Genomic DNA, 23,272 nt, shown 5'->3' on the forward strand with positions numbered 1-23,272 from the left:
TGACTGCTACTTCAAGTCAGAGTGCCCACCGCACATTTCTGCCCGTCACCCGCCAGGTCAGGATGCGCATGATCATCATCGGGATCGATCCCCACAAGTCCTCGCACACCGCAGTCGCTGTCGATGCAGCAGGCTACAAGGTTGGTCAGCGGCGGTTCATCGTCAACTCCGGGACCTTCGGTCGGCTTCTGCACTGGTGCGCGCAGTGGCCGGGGCGCCGGTTCGCGGTCGAAGGCGCCAGCGGCCTTGGCCGGTCTCTTGCTCAGCAGCTGGCCGCCGCGGGCGAGGATGTCGTTGACGTGCCTTCCACCTTGTCGGCCAGGGCTCGTCTCCTGGCCACCGGCGGGGACCGGAAGACCGACCCCGCAGACGCTCTTCACGTGGCCCAGGTCGCGCTCTTCCGCACCGATCTGCGCAGGGTCACCGCGGAGGACCAATCCACGATCCTGCGGCTGCTGACCGAGCGGCACGACGACCTGACCGGCGAGCGGACCCGTATCGTCAACCGTCTCCACGCGGTCCTTCGCGACCTGTTGCCCGGTGGCGCCCCCACACGGCTGTCGGCAGAGAAGGCCGCGACTTTGATGAAGGGGATCCGGCCGGCCACCGCGACGGACCACTGCCGCCGGGACATCGCTCGTGATCTGCTGGCCGACCTGCGCAGGCTTGACAGGCAGGTCAAGGACAACGAGGCCCAGATGCGCGATGCTCTCGTTGCCGCACGAACCAGCCTGACGTCGCTGCCCGGACTGGGCACGGTGCTGGCTGCGAAGCTCCTGGGCCACGTCGGCGACATCAGCCGCTTCCCGACGGAACACCACTTCGCCAGCTACGTCGGCAGCGCGCCCTTGGACGCCTCCAGCGGCAAACGAGTACGCCATCGGCTCAACACCGGGGGCAACAGAGCCTTGAACAGCGCGCTTCACATCATCGCTGTCTGCCAGATCCGTAACGATGGGCGCGGCCGGGAGTACTACCTCCGCAAGATCGCCGAAGGAAAGACACCCGCCGAAGCCCGCCGAGCCCTCAAACGACGCCTCTCCAACGTGGTCTACCGGATCATGAAACGAGATCAGCGAGTTCAACTCGCAGAAGCTGCTTGACACACAGAGGCGCTAATCAACGGCCCTGTCTCACTTTCGGTGGTGACGGAGCGTGTCGCTATCCGAGGAGGATGCGGTGGCGGAGCAGGGCGAAGCCTGCTCGTCCGTGCATCTGGCGCGCGATCCGCTTGGTTTTGGTGTTGACGCCCTCGGTGGGGCCGTTGCTGTACGGAAGCGTGAGCCCGGCGATCACTGCGTCGAGGTCCCGGTCCAGGCCCCGAGTGAAGGCATGCAGATGGGGCAGGTCGGCTGCTCGGACTTGAGCGATCCAGCGCGTGAGCGCGTCGGCGTTGTCGGTGTGCGGCGTGAGGAGCGGGGCGAAGCCCCTGATACCTGTGGTCAATTGGATCATCTCGGGGCAGGCGGCGGTGAGCTTGGCAAGGAGTTCGTGTTGCCCGGCCTTGAGGTTGTCAGGCCTGGTCAGCAGCATCCGGGCGAGCCGGCGCGGAGAGATATGGCTGCGGTCGGCGTCCGCACGGCCCTGGTTGATGTATTTGTGCAGGAGGTTCAGGCAGCCGGTGAAGCCGAGGGCTTTGATCTCTTCGAAGAGGTGCTTCATGGCGACGGAGGGGTCCACGGCCCGGCGTGTGCGCAGGTGTTCACGGTAGGGGTCGACGAGGCTGGCGCGGTACTTCGGGACGCAGAGCATGCGCTCGGGCCGATCAGCGCGGGCGTAGCGTTTGATGGTGTTCAGGGCCAGTTGCAGGCGTCGGGCGCATTCGAGCAGGCCGACGCCCTGGTCGAGGAGTCCGTGGATCTGGTGCCAGCGTTCCAGGGTGGTCTGGGCGCGGGGCCCGTCGTAGAGGGGCGCGTCCAGCACGGTGGCCCAGCAGGTGCTGTGCGCCTTGATCTCGCTCAGAGCGGCTTCGCACAGGTTCTTCCACAGATGCCAGCGATCACCGACCTGGACCGCGTCGGGCAGCGCGCGTCGGATGGCCTCGGCGTAGGTCGCCGAGCCGTCCCGGCATACGATCTCGATGCCCGGATGCTCGCGCAGCCACGCTTCCAGGGTGTCGGCCGTGCGGTCGGGCAGCACGTCGATCCGCTCGTGGGTCTCGGCGTCGGTGATCACGGTGGCGTAGCGGTGACGCCGGCACAGAGCGAAGTCGTCGACGCCGATCACCCGGGGCACCCGCCCGACGGGCAGCGGGATGCGCAACAGCGTGCGCAGAGCCGTGTGACGCGACAGGCTCACCGCGAGTATCGCCAGCAGGCGTGGCCCGGCCCGGCCTGCTAACTCCTTGACGACGGCCTTGACTTGCCTGGTCAGGCGGACGGTTCGCCGCTGGTATCGGTCCAGGACGCCGGGCACCTGCTCGCGGAAGGTGTGGCGGCAGCCGCGTGTGGGACACACCAGGCGCCGCACCCGCACACGGACCACCACCCGTCGTTCATCGACCGGCACGTCGGCCACTGTCCGCCAGTGATAGCCGTGCACGCGTTCCGACGAGGCGCCGCACACTGGGCAGATCGCAGTGTCCCGCGGAGTCCGTGCCCGCACCACGATCCGCTCACCTTCGTCGACCACATCCTCGACGACCGGCGGGGACAGCCCCAAAAAACACCGTCTGCACAAGCTCGTTGACATCCTTCACGAGGATGTCAACGCCTCATCACGACTCTCCGTCACCACCGAAAGTGAGACAGGGCCTAATCAACGGCGGATCTGTTGATCATGGAGACGCCAAGTGAGTGAGATGACGATCGAGCAAGAGCCTGTAGTCGAGTCGGTCGGTGCGGTCCCATCAGACGAGCAGTTGATCGCGATGCTGGTCGACCGGGCCCGTGGTGAGGGTCTGCAACTGACTGGCGAGGGTGGGCTTTTGCAGCAGCTGACCAAGCGGGTGCTGGAGTCGGCCCTGGAAGGCGAGATCACCGACCACGTCGGCTACGAGAAGCACGATCCCGCCGGGAAGAACAACGGCAACAGCCGCAACGGCACCCGCGCCAAGACCGTGCTGACCGACGTCGGGCCGGTCGAGGTCAGGGTGCCCCGGGACGTGGCCGGCACCTTCGAGCCGCAGATCGTCAAGAAGCGCCAGCGCCGACTGAGTCTTTCCCGGTAAGCGGCCGTCGCTCGCTGTGATCGCGATGCCTGCGCTGCCGTCCGTGCGGTCCTCAAGTCCGGGCAGACGTAAGGCCCCTGGTAGGAACGATCTTGCGACGGATTGCTCTGACCGAGGGGCCTCACGTGTCGACCAGTGTCACATACACCGCGGTGCTCGATGTGAAGCGGTCCACCGCCGAGCACCTGGCCCGGTTGCTGCGCGACACCGCATCGCGGCCGGAACCCGCAGGGATAGGCGTGCGCTGGGCTGCTTCCGCCAGGCGGTGCTCATCCTGCGCTGGTTCATCGACGGCACCCGCCTTTCCCAACTCGCCTGCGACAACGGCCTGTCGGCCTCCACCACATACCGCTACCTCCACGAGGGACTGGCCGTTCTGGCGGCCGGGGCACCGGACCTCGCGACCGCGCTGAAGCGCGCGAAGGCGGCCGGGCTGACACATCTGAACCTCGACGGCACCGTCGTCCGCACCGACCGCCTCGCTGCCCCCGGCCCCAACGGCGCGGACCTGTGGTGGTCCGGAAAACACAAGCATCATGGCGGGAACGTGCAGGTCATCTCCACTCCTGACGGCTGGCCGATCCGAGGGACAAGTTGGACACCATGACGGACATGGCCGGAGCGGTCTCGACCGTCCCGCCCGCCGTCGCGACGGTGAACGGACCCGAGGGCGAAGACCTGGACTGGGCGTCGGTCGACTGGTGCCGGGCCGAGGAAGACGTACGGCGTCTGCGGCAGAGAATCTTCACGGCATCGCAGGCAGGGGACCTGAAGAAGGTCCGCAACTTGCAGAAGCTGATGCTCCGGTCCCGCTCGAACACGCTCCTGAGCGTGCGGCGGGTCACGGAGATCAACGCGGGACGCGCGACGGCGGGAGTCGACGGCAAGGTGGTGCTGATGTCCCCGTCCAAGGCCGCGCTGGCCGACTGGATCCAGCACCGTGCCCGGCCGTGGATTCCCCAGCCCGTCAAGCGGGTGTTCATCCCCAAACCGGGGACCACGAAGAAGCGCGGACTCGGAATTCCAGTGATTGTCGACCGGTGCCTGCAAGCCGTGGCACTGAGCGCACTGGAACCCGAGTGGGAAGCGCGGTTCGAGCCGAAGTCGTACGGCTTCCGGCCCGGCCGCGGCTGTCACGACGCGATCGGGGCCATCCACTCCACGCTCAACGGGAAGAACCCGCAGCGTGTGCGGGTGCTCGATGCGGACCTGACGGCGGCGTTCGACCGAATCGACCATGAACGGCTGATGGCCACGCTCGGCACCTTCCCCGCCCGGGGACTGGTCCGGCAGTGGCTTAAGGCCGGGGCCGTGGATCGAGGACGGTTCGCCCCGACCGAAGCGGGAACTCCGCAAGGCGGAGTGATCAGCCCGCTGCTCTTCAACGTGGCCCTGCACGGAATAGAGGAAGCCGCAGGCGTCGCTACTACACAACCGGCCGAGACGCCGGAAGTGCACAGAGCGGGAGCCCGGTGCTGGTGAGATACGCAGACGATTTTGTCGCGATGTGCACCAGCGGTGAGCAGGCCGAACAGGTCAAGGAACGGCTGGCGGCATGGCTGACGCCCAGGGGGCTCGCCTTCCACGAGGACAAGACACGCATCGTCCACACGGAGAACGGGTTCGACTTCCTGGGGTTCAACGTCCGCCGCTATCACGGCAAGCTGCTGATCAAGCCGAGCACAGCGGCTCAACGACGGATCCGGGAACGGCTGAGCACCGAGATGCTGGCCCTGCGAGGGGCCAACGCCGGTGCGGTGCTCAAGAAGATCAACCCGATCGTGCGGGGTTGGTCGGCCTACTACCGGACGGTGGTGTCGAGCGAGGTGTTCACCGCGCTGGACAATCACATGTGGAAGCTCGCTTACAAGTGGGCCAAGCGCAGCCACCCGAACAAGCCGAAGCACTGGATATCCGACAAGTACTTCGGCCGGTTCAACAAGGCCAGGAGGGACCAGTGGGTGTTCGGCGACCGCAACAGCGCTGCCTACCTGCTCAAGTTCTCCTGGACGAAGATCGTCCGGCACCAGTTAGTCAAGGGCAGGGCGTCCCCGGATGACCCGGCGCTGGAGTCGTACTGGGCCGAGCGGCGTCGCAAAGGACCACCCGCGCCGGTCGACGGCATGACCGTGCGCCTGCTCCAGGCTCAACAGGGTCGTTGCCCGATCTGCGGAGGGCTCCTCTTGCACGCCGATCACCCGCCGCGAAGCCCACAGGAATGGGAAGCGTGGCGGGTCGTCCTCAGGAAGGCGATCTCCAAGCAGTACGTCGCCTTCCGAGGCAGGGTCTCACCGGGCGATCAACGAATCCGTCTCCTCCACACCCACTGTCAACGGCGGATTGGAGCCGCCGGACTGACGAATCCTGCACCTTCTCCTGACCGCGAGCCCTTGGGGCTTGCTTGAGCCGTGTGCGGTGAACAACTGCTTGCACGGTTCTGAGGGGGCGGGGACGCGGCAATGCGTCCCCGCTACCCGACTCATCATCGGGACCGGCCGGTCTGCGATCGGCACGCTCGTCGACCGTGCCACCCACTACGTCCGCCTCATCCACCTACCCAACGGCTGGAAAGCCCCACAGATACGCGACGCCCTCGTCGAGCAAACCATCGACCTGCCCACTTCGCTGCGACGCACCCTCACCTGGGACCAGGGACGCGAACTCTACCTCCACGAGCAGATAGAGGACCTGACAGGATTCCGAATCTACTTCTGCGATCCGCACAGCCCCTGGCAACGTGGCACCAACGAAAACACAAACGGGCTGCTGCGCGAGTACTTCCCGAAAGGCACCAGCCTCACCTGCTACACCGCCCGCGACCTCGCGCAAGTCGAGCGGCAACTCAACGAACGCCCCCGCCGCGTCCTAGGGGACCGCACTCCCGCCGAAGCCATGAGACGTCTGGTCAAGACACCTCACCTACCGCTGATTCGCAACGATCAGTGGAAACCGCCCCGTCTATCCGGTCCTGTTCGTGGATGCCATCAACGTGAAGATTCGGGTTCTGTCGACGATCTTGTGATCTGGACGGTTGAGCAGATCGCACCAGTTGTTCGCGATCATGCATCGCGTGCTCTTCCGATGCGCTCTTGAAGCTGTTCCCGTACCTGTCTGCGCTGCTGATCGAGGAGGCCGAACGGCGGCCGGACAAGGTGGTACTGAGGACGCGGGTACGGGCGGCAACCGGGTCGTACCGGTGCGGCCAGAGCTCGGCTCGGGTCCACGGCCGGTATGTACGCAGGCTGCGTGACGTCGCTGTGGGCGGGCTCGGTTTCGTGATCGAGTTATGCATACGCCGCTTCCGCTGCGAAAACACCGCCTGCCCTGTGGTGACATTCGCCGAGCAGATCACGGGACTGACCACCCCGCACAGCCGCCATACTCCGCTGCTGCGTGGGGTGTTGACGCAGATCGGGCTGGCCCTGGCGGGTCGGGCGGGGGCCCGCCTGGCTGCCGCTGTCGGTATCTCCGTGGGCAAGGACATGCTGCTGCGGTTGGTCAGAGCCTTGCCCGAGCCGGAAGTCGGCGACGTGGAAGTGCTTGGTGTCGACGACTTCGCCTTCCGCAAGGGCCGCCACTACGGCACGGTGCTGATCGATATGGCCACCCACCGTCCACTGCATCTCTACGACGGCCGTGAGGGCGAGGATCTGGCCGCATGGCTCCAGGGCCACCCCGAGGTGAAAGTGATCTGCCGGGACCGCTCCAGCGGTTACGGGGAGGGTGCACGGGTTGGGGCACCACAGGCTGAACAAGTCGCTGATCGCTATCACCTGTGGGCCAACCTCGGCCAAGCGGTGGAGAAGACGGTCAACGCCCATCGCTCCCGCCTGGCCGATCCGCCTCCCGGCGACGTCGGCACCCTCCGGGGACAGGAGGCGGAGCCCGAGCTGGTCCAGCCACCGGCGGAGCTAACGAGTTGGTGCGTGATAGCGGGTGAGGTGTCTGCGCTGGTGGATGGCGTGATCATCGCGTGGCGATCATGGTCAAGCGGGCGGTCCTTGCGCATCGGCTGTTTACGGGGCTCTCGCGACGCCATCTGAGCTGCCTCGTTCAGGAGTTGGCCATACCGTGGCAGGCCATGGTCGAAGGTCGCCGGCACGCTGCGCGCGGCGGGGCCAGGAGGCGGGCGGCGGGTGCCGGTGCCAGGCATGAGCTGGTGTTCGTCGACCGTGTGGTGGCCACGCTGATCCATTTGCGGCACGACCTGCCGCACTCGGTGCTGGGACTGCTGTTCGGCGTCGACCGCTCCACCGTCACCCGCGCGATCGGAGAGGTACGCACGCTCCTGGCCGAACGCGGATGCGCGGTCCCGGACAGTCCTGGCCTGCGTCTTCGGACACTGGCGGATGTGTTCGCCTACGCCCAGGCCGAAGGCGTCGAGCTGCGCCTGGACGCCACCGAGATCCAGGTCCGCAGGCCACCGGCCGGCCGCGGCGGACGGCGGGCGTTCGTCTCCGGAAAGAAGAAGCAGAACACGATGAAGGCCACCGTGATCGCGGACTGGCGTGGCCGCACGTTATGGACCGATGCCCTACGGCCTGGGCGCATGCATGACGCCACAGCCGCCCGCAACGAGGGAATCGCCATCTGCTTCCAGCACTTCCCCGAGGTGGAGGTCCTCCTGGACGACGGCTATCTCGGCCTGAGCCGCGACTACCCCGGCCAGGCCATCACCCCGCCGAGAAAGCCGCGACGCGGAGCACTGCCTGGGCGCCTCGCGCAGTGGGAACGGGACCGTCACGGGCACTCGTCCGACCGCATCACGGTCGAACACGCCCTGGCTGACCACAAACGCTGGAAGCAACTAGCCCGCTGGACCCACCGACGCGACCGCCTGCCCGACACCTACCGCGCCATCGCCGGCCTCGTCTCCGACCGCACCGTCACCGCCTGACAACAGGCAACGACCAGGCCAGACACACCTCACCCGCTATCACGCACCAACTCGTAAAAGTCGTGGCCAGGCTGCGTGACGAGCACGCTGCCGCCCACGAGCTGTGGGCGCAGGGGATGTCGAAGGCGGCGATCGGCCGGAAACTTGGGGCTGCACCAGGCCACCGTCCGCAAGCTGGTAGGCGCCCGCTCCGCCGACGATGTCGTGGCCAAGAGCCTCCAGCGGGCGCATATCGTCGACCCATACGTCGGCTACCTGCACCGACGCTGGAACGAAGGCGTCAGAAACGCCGCACAGCTCTGCCGCGAGATCCAGGAACTCGGACACCGCGGAAGCGAGTTGGCAGTCCAACGTCACCTGCGACGCTACCGAACCGGGCGCGGACACACACCCGTCCCGGGACCCAAGCCTCCGTCGGTCCGCGAGGTCACCTTATGGATCATGGCCCATCCCGAACACCTCAGCGACGAGAATGCCGACAGGCTGCACCGGCTATGCGAACGCGATGCGGACCTGGACCGGCTCACCCTGCATGTCAGGAAGTTCGCCGCCATGATGACCGGACGCCACGGCGACCGCCTTGACGGCTGGATCACCGGAGCCGAACAGGACACCCTGGCCCCGCTCGCGTCCTTCGCCCGCAACCTCCGCCGGGATCTCGATGCCGTCCGCAACGGCTTGTCCCTGCCTTACAGTTCCGGCGCCGTGGAGGGCAACATCAACCGGCTGAAGATGCTCAAGCGCCAGATGTTCGGCCGAGCCGGCCTCGACCTCCTTCGCAAACGCGTCCTGCTCGCGCGATGAGCCGGACTGCCTGGATCACAAGATCGTCGACAGAACCAAGATTCGGGATGGGCAGGTCGCGAACAGGCCGATCTACGTTGTCATGGCCGTCACCGCCGAGGGGACCCGCGACATCCTCGGCATCTGGGCCGGGGACGGCGGCGAGGGCGCGAAGTACTGGCTGCACGTTTTCACCGAGCTGAAGAACCGCGGCCTGGACGACGTGCTCATGCTGGTCTGCGACGGGCTCAAGGGCCTGCCCGAGGCGGTGGAGACCGTCTGGCCCCGCACGATTGTTCAAACATGTGTCGTCCACCTGCTGCGGAACAGCTTCCGTTACGCAGCCCGTCAGAACTGGGACAAGGTCGCAAAGCCCTCAAGCCCGTCTACACAGCTCCCTGAAGTTCCCTCACGACCTTGGACACTCGTTTCTTACGCTGCCAGGGAGTGACCTCGCTGGTGTCGCTGCCGGATCTCGAGCGGCGTGAGGTAGCCCCACTGAGGGTGCTTTCGTAGTCGCCGGCGGTTGTAGAAGGTCTCGACGTAGGTGAAGATCGCCGCTCGGGCGGTGGTCCGGTCCGGCCAGACGCGGAGGCCGATCTCTTCCTTGAGGACGGCGAAGAAGCTCTCAGCTGCGGCGTTGTCGTAGCAGGATCCGGTGCGGCCCATGCTCTGCCGCAGGCCCAACTCACTTATCGTGCAACGGAGTTCTTCAGAGGTGTATTCGCTGCCGCGGTCCGAGTGGGCGATGCAGCCGGGCTGGAGGTCGCCCCGGCCGGCGGCCATGGTGAGCGCGTCGACGACCAGTGAGGCCCGGTGATGGTTGGCCATCGCGTATCCGACGATCTCACGGGTTGCCAGGTCCAGCCAGGTCGCCAGATAGAGCCAGCCCTGCTCGGTGGGGATGAAGGTGATGTCGCCGACCAGCTTCACTCCGGGAGCCGGTGCGGTGAAGTCCCGGCCGACCAGGTCAGGGGCGGGCATCGCCCGTTTGGCGGGACGGGTGAGCGTTCGGCGCCTGCGGCGCGTGACGCCGGTGATGCCGCGCTCACGCATGATCCGCTCCACCCGTTTGCGGTTCACGTGGCGGCCGAGCCGGGTCAGTTCGGCGTGGATGCGCGGGACGCCGTAGGTGTGCTTGGAGGCGATGTGCAGCACGGGGATCTCGTGGGCCAGGACGTCGTCGGCCTCCTGGCGGCGTCGGCGGGCAGCCTCGCCCTTGGCCCAGGCGTAGAAGGAAGAACGGGCGACCTTCAGCAGCCGGCACAGGAGAGCGACGTTGAAGGTGGTCTTCTCCGCCTCGATGAACCGGTAGACGTCGGTCATCGATCGCTCTCCTTCGCAAAGAAGACCGCCGCTTTTCGCAGGACCTCGATGGTCTTGGCCTGCTCAGCGGTCTGCTTGCGCAGCCGCTTGAGCTCCTCGCGCTCGGCCGAGGTCAACTCGCTCGGCCGGCTCTGGCCCCGGTCGGGCTTGGCCTGCTTCACCCAGCCCCGCAGACCCTCCGCACTCACGCCGAGGTCACGGGCGACCTCGGTGACCGTCTTGTCGGAGGCCAGCGCCAACTCGACGGCGTCACGCTTGAACTCCTCCGTGTACCGCTTGCTGCGGTTGCTCTTGCTCAACCTGAACTACTTCCCCTGGGACCCATCCGTCCCAGTGTCCACGTGTCCAGGTCAACGGGGGAGCTTCAAGTGCGCGCAGCGCGATGGCCCTGGCCAGCTCTGGTTTGGTGGCGAAGACCCGTTCATCGGGGATCTTGGCGGCGCGGCAGCGTTCACGGTCGTCCGTCCAGGACTTGGGCAGATACAACTCGCGGTCCACCAAAGCCCGGCCGCGGGTGGTGGCGTAGGCGGCGAAGACGCCGATCTGGCAGTTCTCGGTGTGGCCGGGGGTGCCGGAGTACTGGCGCTGCACGCCTGCGGAAGTGGTGCCTTTCTTGACGAAACCGGTGTCGTCAAGGATAAGCACCCCACCGTCTTCGCCGAGCTGGTCGGCGATGTATGCCTGCAGGTCGTCGCGGACGTCGTCGGCGTTCCAGGTGGCCCGGTTGAGTAGCCGTTGCAGGCCGTCGGGGGTGCGGTGGCCTGCGTGTTCAGCCAGTTGCCAGCCATTTTTGCGGCCGACCGGGCCGAGCAGGGCGCGGACGTAGTCACGCATGCGGCGTCGCAGGTCGGCGCGGCCGAAACGGTGGCCGATGCGCAGGAAGAGGTCGTTGAGTTCACGGTCCCAGGTCGCGTCGGCAAGGTCGTCGATCACGCAGGGAGGCTGCCCCCATCACCGCGCAGACAGTTCCCGATGTCATTCGATGGAGGGGCGGTCCGGCAAGACCGCCCCTGACATGCCATCATCCAACTACACTCCCCACGATGCCTCTGACCAGACCAGATAGCGAAACGCTGCTGGAGTACTAGGTCGCATCCGTTACCCCTCGTACGCAAGAGCGTCGAGTGAATGGATACGACGAGGCCTCCAGTTTCAGAGCTCTCTTCGATGGTGATCCATGTACCAGAGACCCCGCCGTCCACCCATCAACGGGTGCCACCCTGCTCCACCGCGTCAGCAACTCTCGTAACGTGACATAGGCCCAGGGCTCGGAATGTTAGATCGACACCCACGCCGTGCAATGCCAAAGCTGATAGGGCGAGGGGAACGCGGCGCCCATGTAATATCTACATACTTTAAAGCCCGTGACGCGGGATTCCCAACCCGCAGTGACGGCCTGAGAGGGCCTCGCCCTGACAGTATGCGACGCACCGTTCGCAAGACCCACTGTGAGTTCGGTGTAGACGTCAGGGGAACTCGGAAGTGCCAAGCCAACATCGGCACTACCGAGAAGCCAGGCCCAACTCGGCGCCCCATTGCCCGGACAATTGTCGATCTGGATTTGGGCGCCTTCAAAACTCCATGCCCTGGTGCAACCTAGCGCAGAGACATCGTCTTCCGTTGCTGACAATCCCCCCTCGTTGGCGCTCGCAGAGGTGACACTCGCATCACCGGCGCTCGCAGAGGTGACACTCACATTATCGGCGCTCGCAGAGGCGGGTTGCGTCATGAGGGCAAGACTTGTGACAGCCGCCGCAATCACCAGATTGAGTGCGCGAATTCTTGTTCGCTTCACAGCAGTCCCTTCTGTTATCCAAGGTCGATCTGTGACACCTCGAACGGATTAGATCCGCAGACGAGGTTGCCCACTCAAGCAAACTAGCCTGCTTTGATGGGCAATGACGAGCAGTAATTCAACCAGTGTGGAGCGAAAATGGGTTGCCTAAAACCGCCCGATGCTTGCCTGATTGGAGCCCCCCTTGATCCAGGGGCTTTACGCGTAGCCGATCTGTCCGGTTTATCACACGATTCCGAAAGCTTTGAGAGGCTGTTGGGGGTCGCGGGCAGCGCGGCGGCAGTCGGCAGCAATGTTGGTGTGGCCGGCTTGGCGGAACACAATGATCGCGAGGTTGCGGAGAGTCGCCATTGTGTGGGGCAGGTCGCCGCTGCGGACCTGGGCGGAGTCCTAGCTTGACTCTGAAGCTTCTATAGATCGTCAAGTTGTTGTAGACGGACCGGGTGTGCCGCTGAAGGCGGGGATCTTGGAGTTGCCCGGTGCGCCGGGGTAATCGGTTGGCATGCTCGGAGTGTTCTAAAAGCCCATGCAGTTGCCGAGGTGTCCGTGTCGCTCCGTCCTCGTTCTCGTGAGCAAGTCCCGCTTCTGACCGCGCAGATCGCGCGGGCGAGCAACCCGGGTGGTACGGCAGCGATGTGGGTGAGAGACCGCCTGGACGGGCTATGGCGGGACGAGGACTTTGCCGATTGGTATCCGCGGGATGGGCGTCCGGGGCTTTCGCCTGCCCAACTGGCCACCGTCTGTGTGCTGCAGTTCGTGCTCGGTCTGTCGGACCGGCAGGCCGCCGAGGCGGTGCGCTGCCGCATCGACTTCAAGTACGCCATGGCCATGGAGCTGGACGACCCGGCTTCCACCACAGTGTGCTGGCCGACTTCCGAGACCGTCTCACCGAGGGCAACCGCGCCGACCGTCTCCTCGACCTCGCGTTGGCCCGCCTCAAGGAGGCCGGTCTGGTGCGGGAGCGCACCACACAGCGCACCGACTCCACCCACGTCCTGGCCGCGGTCCGTGACCTGACCCGGCTGAGATGGTCACCGAGGCGGTCCGCGCCGCGCTGGAGGAAGTGGCCGGCACTGCCCCGCACCTGCTGGACGGACTGGTCGACGAGGACTGGGGGCGCCGCTACGGACGCCCGGTCCGCCTGGGCAAGAACCCCACCAAGCCCAAGACCAGGATGCTCGCCACCGGCGATGACGCCGTCCGGCTCCTGGAACTCGGCCCCTACTCGACCTCCTCACCCACCGCTGCCCACCCCGGCCGCCAGAGGGCGCCAGTACTCGGCCTCGAGCTCCAGCCTGCGCTTGCGTCCCCGCCTCGCCATCAACACTCCACAATGATCAAGGAATGTTGCGACAAGCGTTAGAACCCAAGCGTCCGCTACTGGTCCACTTTTCAGCCGTCGCCGACACGCGAGATCCCTCGGCCAAATTCCTGGCGCACCCTGGGCACCTGACTCGGCAACTCCAAGATCCCCGCGACTACGTGGCACGACGCACCCTCGAAGGACTCAAGACGAAGGACATCTTCAGATGCCTCAAGCGCTTCGTCGCGCGCGAGGTCTACCACCACCTGACCAGCGCCTTCAGCGGCACACCCGGCCCGTCTACAACAGCTTGACGATCTATAGAAGCGTCAGAGTCAAGCTAGAGCGTGTCGTCAAACGTCACGCCCACATCAGGAGTGACGCGAGTGTGATGGCGGCCTGGAAGGACTGGGCGGTTTGGCGATTGCCCGCAGCACCATGGCCTTGGCCAGGTCAGGTTTGGTGGCGAGGGCCCGCTCGTCAGGATTGTGGGCGGCGAGGCAGCGGTCGCCGTCGTCAGTCCACAACTTGGGCAGATACAACTCCCGGTCCACCAGGGCACGTCCGCGTGTGGTGGCGTAGGCGACAGACACCCCGATCTGGCAGTTTTCGGTGCGGCCGGCGGTGCCGGAGTACTGGCGTTGCACGCCGGCCGAGGTGGTGCCCTTCTTGAGGAGAGTTCCATGACGGTCGAGCAGGTGCCGCCGACTTCGGAGTGCACGCGATGACGCTGTGGAAGCGGATGCATTACGCGGACATCGATGACGGGACAAAGCCTGGGACGACCAGCCAGGACAACGCGGAACTACGGGAAGCGCGTCGGCGGATCAAGTTGCTGGAGCAGGAGAACGAGGTCCTGCGCCGGGCCGCGGCCTACCTGTCGCAGGCGCATCTGCCGGGAAAAGGATCTACCCGCTCGTGAAAGAGCTGGCCACGGGTGGAATCCCTGTCACGGTCACGTGCAGGGTCCTGAAACTTGCCCGCCAGCCCTACTACCGCTGGCTCGAGCGGCCGGTGACCGATGCCGAGTTCGAGCAGGCCACACGTGCGAACGCGTTGTTCGACGCTCACCGTGAGGATCCGGAGTTCGGCTACCGGTTCCTGGCCGACGAAGCCCGCAGCGCGGGATCCGGCATGGCCGACCGGACCGCGTGGCGGATCTGCCGGGACAACAGCTGGTGGAGCGTGTTCGGCAGGAAACGCGGCAGGGGCAAGAAGGCCGGCCCGCCGGTTCACGACGACCTCGTCCGCCGTGACTTCACCGCGACCGGCCCGAACCGGCTGTGGCTCACCGATATCACCGAACACACCACCCACGAAGGCAAGTTGTATCTCTGTGCGGTCAAGGACGTCTTCAGTAACCGGATCGTCGGCTACTCGATCGACACGCGAATGAAGTCCCGCCTGGCCGTCACAGCCCTGAACAACGCTGTTGCCCGGCGTGGACACGTCGCCGGGTGCATCGTGCACAGCGATCGCGGATCGCAGTTTCGGTCACGAAAGTTCGTCCGGGCGCTCGATCGGCACCGGATCGTCGGCTCGATGGGGAGGGTCGGGGCGGCAGGAGACAACGCGGCCATGGAGTCCTTCTTCAGCCTGCTGCAGAAGAACGTCCTCGATCGTCGGGCGTGGGCCACCTGCGAGGAACTGCGGATCGCGATGGTGACCTGGATCGAGAGGACCTATCACCGGCGCCGCAGACGAGCCTCGCTCGGCCGGCTGACCCCCGTCGAATTTGAGACCGTCACGACCACACCGGCCCTCCAGGCCGCGTGACCGGACCTGACCTGCCCCACCTCTCAGGTTCCAGTTCTGCTGGCTAACTGACGGCCTTCACGAAAGGCTGCCGGACATGCCCCGCGCCTACCCCACTGAGTTCCACGCCCGCGCCATCGCGTTGGTGCGGGCAGGAAAAGAACAGAAGCAGACCGCCGTTGACCTCGGCATCCATCCGGTCACGTTGTCGAAGTGGTTGCGCCAGGACGACATCGACAACGACCGGCGCCCCGGCAGGGTCTCGGCGGAGTCCGCAGAGCTGCGCGCAGCGCGGCGACGAATCCGCGAGCTGGAAACCGAGCTCGAGATCGTCCGCAAGGCCGCGAAGTTCCTCGGCGAGGACAAGCCGGCCCCAAAAGGCTCTACCCGGTGATCGACCGTCTCGTCGATGCCGGGGCACCGGTCGACCGATGCTGCCGGATCCTCGGGGTTGCCCGGCAGAACTACTACAAACACAAGCGCGCCCCGACCACACCGCGACAGCTGCGACGGGAGTGGCTGACCGGGCTGATCCGGGAGGTCCACGTCGCCTCACGCGGCACCTACGGCTACCGTCGCGTCCACGCCGAGCTCACCCTGGGCATGGGCATCCAGGTGTGCTCGAGGACCGTGTCGGTGCTGATGACACAGGCCGGGATCTACGGACTGCCCGGACCGGTGCGGATCAGGCGCCTTCGGGGTGTCGTCACCGCCGATGACCTGGTCAACCGGAAATTCCATCGGCTGCGACCCAACGAGCTGTGGGTCACCGACATCACGCAACACCGAACGAGAGAAGGATGGGTGTACTGTGCGGCGGTCCTGGACGCGTTCAGTCGCAAGATCGTGGGCTGGTCAATCGACTCCAGACAGGACTCCGCCCTCGTGGTCAACGCGTTAGGCATGGCCCTGCGCAACCGGCGCCCCGAACCAGGCGCGATAGTGCACGCCGATCACGGCACCCAGTTCACCTCGTGGGTCTTCGGGGAAAGGATCCGCTCCGCCGGGCTCCTGCCATCGTTCGGCACGGTCGGAGACGGCCTGGACAACGCGATGATGGAGTCGTTCTGGTCCTCGATGCAGATCGAGCTGCTGAACCGCAAACGGCGGGAGACCCGGGTCGAGTTGGCGAACGCGATCTTCGAGTACATCGAGGTCTTCCACAACCGACAGCGACGCCACTCAGCACTGGGCTACCGCACCCCGATCGAGTACGAACTACTCTCCGAACAAGACACCATCCCCGCCGCCGGTTACTGGCTTCGTCGTCGTAGGGTCTGGGTCTTCATCGGGCCTGGTGACGGCGTCCGCTTTGGCTGGTACCCCGGAGGTATGCGGTACGCAGATGGGGCGGGCTGACCGCCGAGGAGCGCAAGCGCCGCGAAGAGATGAGGATGCAGGCCGTCGACCTCTTCGAGGAGCGTGTGAAAGTCCCTTGCATCGCCCGGGAGTTACGGGTGAGCGAGAAGTCCGTCTACCAGTGGCGCGGTGCCTGAAGGCAGGCGGACGGGAAGCCCTGCGGTCCAAAGGGGCCCCGGGCTACGACTGCCGGCTCGGCCCCCACCGTCAGGCCAGACTCGCCGCCCGGCTGGACGAAGGACCGGCCGCACACGGCTGGACGGACGACCAGGTGTGGACCGCCGCCCGGGTGCGCACACTGATCGGGCGGAGGTTCCACATCTCCTACAGCGTCTCCGGGGTGACCCGGCTGCTGCACCGGATGGGCTACAGCGTGCAGATGCCTGCCCGGCCCGCCGCCGAGCGCGACGAGGACGCGATCGCCGCATGGCGGGAGGTGACCTGGCAGGAGGTAAAACCTTCCGGGCGGCGACCGGCGCGTTCATCTGCTTCGAGGACGAAGCAGGCGTGACCGGCCGGCCGCCCAAGGGCCGCACTTGGGGCCGGCGTGGGATCACCCCGACGGTGCGCGTTCCCGGGCGCAGCCGTGGCCGCGTGCCGGTGGCCGGGCTGCTGTGCTTCAAGCCAGGCCTTCCCGCCCGCCTGTGCTACCGGCTACGCCGGCACACCGGCCGCAAGGACGAGCGCCGCTCGCTGGGCGAGAGCGACTACATCCGCCTGCTGGATGGCGCCCACTACCTGCTCAAAGCCCCGCTGATCGTGGTGTGGGACCGGCTGAACACTCACATCTCCAAGGCGATGCAGGTGCTCGTGGCGGAGCGCGAGTGGCTGACGGTGGTGCTGCTGCCCGGATACGCGCCCAAGCTGAATCTGGTCGAGGGCATGTGGGCACACATCAAACGGAGCCTGGCCAACCTGGCCGCCCGCACCCTCAGCAACCTCGAGACTCTGCTCCGCAGACGGCTCAAGGCACTGCAGTACCGGCGCGCCATCCTTGACGGATTCCTCGCCGGGACGGGCCTCACTCTCGACAGACCGGACTGACCCCTACGACGCCGAAGTCAGTAACTAGGATCGTTCCTGTTGCCACCCGGGGGACGCGGCGGCGACCCGCGCAGGGTACGGCAGGATCGACGCACGTACTGCGGCGTTGCGGTGCGCATGCGAGAAGGCCGACAGGTCGGGTGCCGAGGCACAGGCCAGCAAGATGGGGTGTACTGAGAATGCCTGATATTCCCAAAGTATTGGTGTGTTTCGACGATTTGCCACGGGATGTCGTTCGTGCAGTCAAGCGGGAGCCTGAGCAGCTGAAGAAGTTCAGAATCCTGATCGAACACTACAAAGCTGCTGCCGACACTGCGGAAGCGCCTTACCAGGACGAGACGCGCCTGTCGTCCCTGGAACAGCTACTGGTCGAGCTGACCGAACCCGGATCGCAGGTGTCCGGTTTTGCCTCTCGCGCTCTTGGCTTTCTCAGCGCAGATGGTGACGTCCACCTCCACCACGACGGCACGGTGGTGTCGGTGCCGCGGCACACCGCCATACCGTCCGAAGAATGGGACGAGCGCAACGCCGCGGCGAACGAAGTGGTGATCAGCCAACTTCTCGACAGGGCCACGCGGCACCTCGAGAAGAACCGTCCTGCCGACTTCGCGGTTTACCAGACGAGCGCTCGCCATCTGATGGACGGCCGCCACCGAACGCCCGCCCTGCGCGATGACCTCTCTGCTCAGGAGCTGCACGAGAAGGAGACGCTGGCCAATATCCAGCTGATCGTCGCACATCAGCTGTACCTGGATCGCCAAGACGAAGACGAGACGCGGTTCCGGAATGCACTTCTCATCTCGGAGTGGCTTCGTCGAGCATTGCAGACGCAGCACACCGACGGATTCCATGTGCCGGCTGGCAGTCCATTTTTCAACTTGTTCAAGAAGAAGGAGAAATCGACAAGCCGCGACATTTATTCAAGTCCTTCGACAATCTCGGCAACCGGCTCTTCATCCTTGCGTACTGCCCCGCACGAATGGATTGAAGCCACCCATTGGAGGAGAGTCGGCGGGCAGTTGGGATCGAATCCCGGTGGCACCTACATCGATCAATATGGGCAGACATTCTATGTCAAGCTGGCACCTACGCCGGACCACGCCCGCAATGAGGTGTTGGCTGCTGACCTCTACATGCTCGCCGGCGTGGACGTGCCCGAGCTGAAGTTGGTGATGTACAACGGAAGACCTGGCACCGCCTCACGCATCATCGCCAACGCACAGTCGGATCTCGAACAGCGCCTGCGGAACGACTCCAACTACAGGAAAACTGTTCAGGACGGCTTCGCCGTTGATGTCTGGGTAGCGAACTGGGACGTCGCCGGTACGGCGTTCGACAACATCGTCAGCTCGGAGTCCGGAATTCCCGTGCGGATTGACACCGGTGGGGCGCTTCTGTTCCGGGCCAATGGCGAACCAAAAGGTTCCTTGCTCAGTCCGCAGGCAAATGAATGGGACAGCCTGAGAAACGAGAGAATAAATCGACAGTCGGCTCGCCTGTTCGCCGACATTAGCTCGAAGAGGCTGAAGGATTCCGTCCGGCGCATTGTCTCTGTGAGGCCGGAGGCGATAGACGTCGCAGTCGACGCCCTTGACTTCGACGCGGCCGCAAGTCAAGGACTCAAGAACATACTCAAATCACGCCGTGCGGATCTGGCTAATCGCGCAGACATTGCACTGCCGGAAAGGGAATCGGCTGGCGCCACGGCCGACCAGAGCCGGATCTCTACAACCGGCTATTACGGGAACCCGGGTTTCCAATCAAGTGCCGAGGATCGCTCGCGCTTCGTCCGGGCGTTCAGGTCCTACGAACGATATCAGTCCGCTGCACAGCGACTTGCAACCACGAACCATGTTTTGCGGGACATTCCGGAAGAGGATCTGGTGGCCATCCTAGGATACACCGGAAATGCGTTCTTCGACATAGTCAACAAGGCGCTTAGAGAACAGAACGCAGAAGAACTCCGGCGCTATGATGCGCACATCCGGGGCGTTGTATCCGGCCTGAATAGACTACCCGTGCACGTCGGCACGGTGACCCGTGCGATAGAAATCTACACGCGCTCCGATCTTAAACAGGTCGTCGCCCGCTACAAAGTCGGCACTATAATCGAAGAAAAGTCTTTTGTCAGTACCGACGTCGCCCAGATAGTTCGCCCAGGCAACATTATATTTACCATCAAGTCCAAAACAGGGCGACGCATTGACATGCTCTCGGAGTATCAGGACGTCGAAACAGAGGTTACCTTCCCTCCCGGTGTAAAGTTCCACGTCACCAAGAACACCAAGAAGGGCGACCAGCACTTCATATCGATGGAAGAGGTGGAACCCGCTCATCCCCTCTCTGATGTGACCGGACCGAACGCCCCGACTCAGATGCCTACAGCACAGGCTCCGGCTTGGCACCACACATCCACCGTCCAGCCGACCGTTGCCCCCATGTCCGCGTCGCAGGCCCTGGGCATGCTCGGAACACAAGTCAACACAGGCGCAATGCCGCCCGCCTTCACGCCTCAGCAAGCTTTCGCCTCCATGCCCGCGTCGCAGGCCCTGGGCATGCTCGGAACACAAGTCAACACAGGCGCAATGCCGCCCGCCACCTGGTCGGCACAGCAGCCATACACCTGGAACCAGGCACCCCAGACTTCACAACCCGGCATGTACAGCGGATACCCGTACACCAATTACCGGGTGCAGCGGGCAGAGGTGAGCATCCCCAAGGCCGACGCACTCTCGCAGGATGCACTACGCCGCCGGCTGGCCACGCTGAACGAAGGGACCCCAGAATGGGAACGGGTTGCGAAAGTTCTCGCCACCTGGACGAACGGCAGTACAGAACCAAACCAAAACGTCACGTCCTCCGTCTTGGCGCGGCCACCCGCAATGGCACTGCAAACTCCGGGGCGTCCACTCGGCATTCGAGAACGCGTTACATTGGCGTGGCGTACGTGGGAGAACATGGGGCCCGAGGGCGTAAAGGAGTTGGAAGAATTGTTGAGGAGTACGGAAAAAGGTGGTCCGGGTTCTCGGTCTTTGGTTATCGGTGCGGCACTGGGGGAGCCTGAGAAGGCCCTGTGGGCGGTGAACTACGAGGGTGTAGTGCGCTGGCGAGACAACGCTGGTAACGATGTGCAAACCCTGCAGGATGAAACGGAAAGAATTATCTCGATCGACCTCAACCCCCGGTCCGACCTCATCCACGTGCCAGCTCAGTTGAAGATTGCCGGGTCTGAGGCGACCAACTTCTGCACACTCGCACCTGGTATGAACCTGACGCGCGTCATGTGACGCCCTGTCCGAGGGCTCTTTGGGGCCGCAGACGAGGAGGAACGCCGACCGCGCCTCCAAGGATCGTCCACACGGCACCGGTGTCGACTCGTCCGCGCGCCTCGGCCAGGGGCCGCCGGTTTCTATTGTGCACCTGGTCCGAGACCACGTGGCACCCGGGGCGGGCCGCCTGCCGGGTCGAGCTTCGCGCCGAGAACATCACGGAATCGACGGCCACGACGACCTCCTCGACGATCACGGGAGCTAGTACTCCAGCAGCGTTTCGCTATCTGGTCTGGTCAGAGGCATCGTGGGGAGTGTAGTTGGATGATGGCATGTCAGGGGCGGTCTTGCCGGACCGCCCCTCCATCGAATGACATCGGGAACTGTCTGCGCGGTGATGGGGGCAGCCTCCCTGCGTGATCGACGACCTTGCCGACGCGACCTGGGACCGTGAACTCAACGACCTCTTCCTGCGCATCGGCCACCGTTTCGGCCGCGCCGACCTGCGACGCCGCATGCGTGACTACGTCCGCGCCCTGCTCGGCCCGGTCGGCCGCAAAAATGGCTGGCAACTGGCTGAACACGCAGGCCACCGCACCCCCGACGGCCTGCAACGGCTACTCAACCGGGCCACCTGGAACGCCGACGACGTCCGCGACGACCTGCAGGCATACATCGCCGACCAGCTCGGCGAAGACGGTGGGGTGCTTATCCTTGACGACACCGGTTTCGTCAAGAAAGGCACCACTTCCGCAGGCGTGCAGCGCCAGTACTCCGGCACCCCCGGCCACACCGAGAACTGCCAGATCGGCGTCTTCGCCGCCTACGCCACCACCCGCGGCCGGGCTTTGGTGGACCGCGAGTTGTATCTGCCCAAGTCCTGGACGGACGACCGTGAACGCTGCCGCGCCGCCAAGATCCCCGATGAACGGGTCTTCGCCACCAAACCAGAGCTGGCCAGGGCCATCGCGCTGCGCGCACTTGAAGCTCCCCCGTTGACCTGGACACGTGGACACTGGGACGGATGGGTCCCAGGGGAAGTAGTTCAGGTTGAGCAAGAGCAACCGCAGCAAGCGGTACACGGAGGAGTTCAAGCGTGACGCCGTCGAGTTGGCGCTGGCCTCCGACAAGACGGTCACCGAGGTCGCCCGTGACCTCGGCGTGAGTGCGGAGGGTCTGCGGGGCTGGGTGAAGCAGGCCAAGCCCGACCGGGGCCAGAGCCGGCCGAGCGAGTTGACCTCGGCCGAGCGCGAGGAGCTCAAGCGGCTGCGCAAGCAGACCGCTGAGCAGGCCAAGACCATCGAGGTCCTGCGAAAAGCGGCGGTCTTCTTTGCGAAGGAGAGCGATCGATGACCGACGTCTACCGGTTCATCGAGGCGGAGAAGACCACCTTCAACGTCGCTCTCCTGTGCCGGCTGCTGAAGGTCGCCCGTTCTTCCTTCTACGCCTGGGCCAAGGGCGAGGCTGCCCGCCGACGCCGCCAGGAGGCCGACGACGTCCTGGCCCACGAGATCACCGTGCTGCACGTCGCCTCCAAGCACACCTACGGCGTCCCGCGCATCCACGCCGAACTGACCCGGCTCGGCCGCCACGTGAACCGCAAACGGGTGGAGCGGATCATGCGTGAGCGCGGCATCACCGGCGTCACGCGCCGCAGGCGCCGATCGCTCACCCGTCCCGCCAAACGGGCGGTGCCCGCCCCTGACCTGGTCGGCCGGGACTTCACCGCACCGGTTCCCGGAGTGAAGCTGGTCGGCGACATCACCTTCATCCCCACCGAGCAGGGCTGGCTCTATCTGGCGACCTGGCTGGACCTGGCAACCCGTGAGATCGTCAGATACGCGATGGCCAACCATCACCGGGCCTCACTGGTCGTCGACGCGCTCACCATGGCCGCCGGCCGGGGCGACCTCCAGCCCGGCTGCATCGCCCACTCGGACCGCGGCAGCGAATACACCTCTGAAGAACTCCGTTGCGCGATAAGTGAGTTGGGCCTGCGGCAGAGCATGGGCCGCACCGGATCCTGCTACGACAACGCCGCAGCTGAGAGCTTCTTCGCCGTCCTCAAGGAAGAGATCGGCCTCCGCGTCTGGCCGGACCGGACCACCGCCCGAGCGGCGATCTTCACCTACGTCGAGACCTTCTACAACCGCCGGCGACTACGAAAGCACCCTCAGTGGGGCTACCTCACGCCGCTCGAGATCCGGCAGCGACACCAGCGAGGTCACTCCCTGGCAGCGTAAGAAACGAGTGTCCAAGGTCGTGAGGGAACTTCAAGACCCGACCCCACGGCCCGTACTCGTCGGGCACATCTCGCCATGGCACACCGGTCCGGACCCGGAACCGTATGCCGTCGATCAACTGCCGTCGAGACCAGACTGGCGGCCGCCCCGCCTTCGTCCCCTTCGGCAACAACGGCTCCAGCGTTGCCCACTGCTCGTCCGTGAGATCTCCCCGACCCATGAACCGTGATCATTCACAGTTCAAGATCCACTTTCGATGCGCGGCCTAGCAGGATTGGGCCCTCGCGGCGTAACGACAGCGTGTCTAAGATCATGGGAAACTTGAGGTC

Annotated in this window: 13 protein-coding genes and 13 pseudogenes; 20 read left to right on the forward strand and 6 right to left on the reverse strand. The window is 65.1% G+C overall.

Going from position 1 to position 23,272, the window contains the following annotated elements:
• Positions 1 to 62 precede the first annotated feature (62 nt).
• Complete coding sequence (locus ACSHXN_RS44650) at positions 63 to 1,103, forward strand: IS110 family transposase (protein ID WP_438306699.1); 1,041 nt, start codon at positions 63 to 65, stop codon at positions 1,101 to 1,103.
• A gap of 58 nt (positions 1,104 to 1,161) precedes the next feature.
• Here ACSHXN_RS44650 and ACSHXN_RS44655 read toward each other — a convergent pair.
• Positions 1,162 to 2,698 (reverse strand): annotated as a pseudogene (locus ACSHXN_RS44655) (ISL3 family transposase).
• Between the two features lie 171 nt (positions 2,699 to 2,869).
• Between ACSHXN_RS44655 and ACSHXN_RS44660 the strand changes: the two are divergent.
• From ACSHXN_RS44660 to ACSHXN_RS44700, 9 genes and pseudogenes are all read left to right on the forward strand, one after another.
• Positions 2,870 to 3,157: pseudogene (locus tag ACSHXN_RS44660) on the forward strand (transposase); the annotation flags it as partial.
• A gap of 137 nt (positions 3,158 to 3,294) precedes the next feature.
• Positions 3,295 to 3,752: pseudogene (locus tag ACSHXN_RS44665) on the forward strand (IS5/IS1182 family transposase); the annotation flags it as partial.
• Between the two features lie 29 nt (positions 3,753 to 3,781).
• Positions 3,782 to 4,651, forward strand: coding sequence for a reverse transcriptase N-terminal domain-containing protein (locus ACSHXN_RS44670; RefSeq protein WP_438306700.1), 870 nt, complete (start codon positions 3,782 to 3,784; stop codon positions 4,649 to 4,651).
• A complete protein-coding gene (locus tag ACSHXN_RS44675; RefSeq protein WP_438306701.1) occupies positions 4,648 to 5,574 on the forward strand; it encodes a group II intron maturase-specific domain-containing protein in 927 nt (308 codons plus the stop codon). Before ACSHXN_RS44670 ends, ACSHXN_RS44675 begins: the two co-directional genes overlap by 4 nt.
• 73 nt (positions 5,575 to 5,647) lie before the next feature.
• Positions 5,648 to 6,085 (forward strand): annotated as a pseudogene (locus ACSHXN_RS44680) (IS30 family transposase); the annotation flags it as partial.
• Positions 6,086 to 6,258: 173 nt separating this feature from the next.
• Complete coding sequence (locus tag ACSHXN_RS44685) at positions 6,259 to 7,212, forward strand: ISL3 family transposase (RefSeq protein WP_438306702.1); 954 nt, start codon at positions 6,259 to 6,261, stop codon at positions 7,210 to 7,212.
• Entirely contained in the window at positions 7,152 to 8,066 is a 915-nt protein-coding gene (locus ACSHXN_RS44690; RefSeq protein ID WP_438306885.1) for a transposase family protein, read from the forward strand. Before ACSHXN_RS44685 ends, ACSHXN_RS44690 begins: the two co-directional genes overlap by 61 nt.
• Before the next feature lie 441 nt (positions 8,067 to 8,507).
• Positions 8,508 to 8,870 (forward strand): ISL3 family transposase, encoded by a 363-nt coding sequence (locus tag ACSHXN_RS44695; RefSeq protein WP_438306703.1) that lies wholly within the window; start codon positions 8,508 to 8,510, stop codon positions 8,868 to 8,870.
• Positions 8,871 to 8,901: 31 nt separating this feature from the next.
• A pseudogene (locus ACSHXN_RS44700) lies at positions 8,902 to 9,248 on the forward strand (transposase); the annotation flags it as partial.
• Between the two features lie 33 nt (positions 9,249 to 9,281).
• Here ACSHXN_RS44700 and ACSHXN_RS44705 read toward each other — a convergent pair.
• From ACSHXN_RS44705 to ACSHXN_RS44715, 3 genes and pseudogenes are all read right to left on the reverse strand, one after another.
• On the reverse strand, positions 9,282 to 10,175 hold the full coding sequence (locus tag ACSHXN_RS44705) for an IS3 family transposase (protein WP_438306704.1): 894 nt from the start codon (positions 10,173 to 10,175) through the stop codon (positions 9,282 to 9,284).
• Positions 10,172 to 10,474, reverse strand: coding sequence for a transposase (locus ACSHXN_RS44710; protein ID WP_438306705.1), 303 nt, complete (start codon positions 10,472 to 10,474; stop codon positions 10,172 to 10,174). The genes ACSHXN_RS44705 and ACSHXN_RS44710 overlap by 4 nt, the downstream gene beginning before the upstream one ends.
• Before the next feature lie 46 nt (positions 10,475 to 10,520).
• Positions 10,521 to 11,108 (reverse strand): annotated as a pseudogene (locus ACSHXN_RS44715) (IS701 family transposase); the annotation flags it as partial.
• Positions 11,109 to 12,603: 1,495 nt separating this feature from the next.
• On the opposite strand from ACSHXN_RS44715, the gene ACSHXN_RS44720 reads away from it, so the two are divergent.
• The 3 genes and pseudogenes from ACSHXN_RS44720 to ACSHXN_RS44730 form a co-directional block, all read left to right on the forward strand.
• Positions 12,604 to 12,987 carry a transposase gene (locus tag ACSHXN_RS44720; RefSeq protein ID WP_438306706.1) on the forward strand — a complete coding sequence of 128 codons (384 nt, stop codon included), beginning with the start codon at positions 12,604 to 12,606 and terminating at the stop codon, positions 12,985 to 12,987.
• Between the two features lie 10 nt (positions 12,988 to 12,997).
• Positions 12,998 to 13,333: a transposase gene (locus ACSHXN_RS44725; protein ID WP_438306903.1), complete on the forward strand. Its 336-nt coding sequence runs from the start codon at positions 12,998 to 13,000 to the stop codon at positions 13,331 to 13,333.
• 110 nt (positions 13,334 to 13,443) lie between these two features.
• A pseudogene (locus ACSHXN_RS44730) lies at positions 13,444 to 13,587 on the forward strand (IS110 family transposase); the annotation flags it as partial.
• A 108-nt stretch (positions 13,588 to 13,695) separates the two neighbouring features.
• On the opposite strand, the pseudogene ACSHXN_RS44735 reads toward ACSHXN_RS44730, so the two are convergent.
• Positions 13,696 to 13,947 (reverse strand): annotated as a pseudogene (locus ACSHXN_RS44735) (transposase); the annotation flags it as partial.
• 26 nt (positions 13,948 to 13,973) lie between these two features.
• Here ACSHXN_RS44735 and ACSHXN_RS44740 point away from each other — a divergent pair.
• From ACSHXN_RS44740 to ACSHXN_RS44770, 7 genes and pseudogenes are all read left to right on the forward strand, one after another.
• Positions 13,974 to 15,049 (forward strand): annotated as a pseudogene (locus ACSHXN_RS44740) (IS3 family transposase); the annotation flags it as partial.
• A gap of 76 nt (positions 15,050 to 15,125) precedes the next feature.
• Positions 15,126 to 16,249: pseudogene (locus ACSHXN_RS44745) on the forward strand (IS3 family transposase); the annotation flags it as partial.
• Positions 16,250 to 16,360: 111 nt separating this feature from the next.
• Positions 16,361 to 17,431: pseudogene (locus ACSHXN_RS44750) on the forward strand (IS630 family transposase).
• 179 nt (positions 17,432 to 17,610) lie between these two features.
• Positions 17,611 to 20,718 carry an ADP-ribosyltransferase domain-containing protein gene (locus ACSHXN_RS44755; protein ID WP_438306707.1) on the forward strand — a complete coding sequence of 1,036 codons (3,108 nt, stop codon included), beginning with the start codon at positions 17,611 to 17,613 and terminating at the stop codon, positions 20,716 to 20,718.
• Between the two features lie 398 nt (positions 20,719 to 21,116).
• Positions 21,117 to 21,704 (forward strand): annotated as a pseudogene (locus ACSHXN_RS44760) (IS701 family transposase); the annotation flags it as partial.
• Positions 21,705 to 21,750: 46 nt separating this feature from the next.
• Positions 21,751 to 22,053 (forward strand): transposase, encoded by a 303-nt coding sequence (locus tag ACSHXN_RS44765; RefSeq protein WP_438306705.1) that lies wholly within the window; start codon positions 21,751 to 21,753, stop codon positions 22,051 to 22,053.
• The gene (locus ACSHXN_RS44770) at positions 22,050 to 22,943 is read left to right on the forward strand and encodes an IS3 family transposase (RefSeq protein ID WP_438306708.1); all 894 of its coding nucleotides are present in this window, start codon (positions 22,050 to 22,052) and stop codon (positions 22,941 to 22,943) included. The genes ACSHXN_RS44765 and ACSHXN_RS44770 overlap by 4 nt, the downstream gene beginning before the upstream one ends.
• 34 nt (positions 22,944 to 22,977) lie before the next feature.
• Here ACSHXN_RS44770 and ACSHXN_RS44775 read toward each other — a convergent pair.
• A pseudogene (locus ACSHXN_RS44775) lies at positions 22,978 to 23,163 on the reverse strand (transposase); the annotation flags it as partial.
• Positions 23,164 to 23,272: the final 109 nt, after the last annotated feature.

Source organism: Streptomyces sp. HUAS TT11, from assembly GCF_051553595.1.
In the GTDB taxonomy this organism is placed as follows: Bacteria; Actinomycetota; Actinomycetes; order Streptomycetales; family Streptomycetaceae; genus Streptomyces.

Bases quoted from the DNA above. Each gene is read 5' to 3' on its own strand.
- ACSHXN_RS44725 (WP_438306903.1), top strand. From the start codon at position 12,998: ATGGTCACCGAGGCGGTCCGCGCCGCGCTGGAGGAAGTGGCCGGCACT.
- ACSHXN_RS44670 (WP_438306700.1), top strand. From the start codon at position 3,782: ATGGCCGGAGCGGTCTCGACCGTCCCGCCCGCCGTCGCGACGGTGAAC.
- ACSHXN_RS44755 (WP_438306707.1), top strand. From the start codon at position 17,611: ATGCCTGATATTCCCAAAGTATTGGTGTGTTTCGACGATTTGCCACGG.
- ACSHXN_RS44695 (WP_438306703.1), top strand. From the start codon at position 8,508: ATGGCCCATCCCGAACACCTCAGCGACGAGAATGCCGACAGGCTGCAC.
- ACSHXN_RS44690 (WP_438306885.1), top strand. From the start codon at position 7,152: ATGGTCAAGCGGGCGGTCCTTGCGCATCGGCTGTTTACGGGGCTCTCG.
- ACSHXN_RS44770 (WP_438306708.1), top strand. From the start codon at position 22,050: ATGACCGACGTCTACCGGTTCATCGAGGCGGAGAAGACCACCTTCAAC.
- ACSHXN_RS44650 (WP_438306699.1), top strand. From the start codon at position 63: ATGCGCATGATCATCATCGGGATCGATCCCCACAAGTCCTCGCACACC.
- ACSHXN_RS44720 (WP_438306706.1), top strand. From the start codon at position 12,604: ATGTGGGTGAGAGACCGCCTGGACGGGCTATGGCGGGACGAGGACTTT.
- ACSHXN_RS44705 (WP_438306704.1), bottom strand. From the start codon at position 10,175: ATGACCGACGTCTACCGGTTCATCGAGGCGGAGAAGACCACCTTCAAC.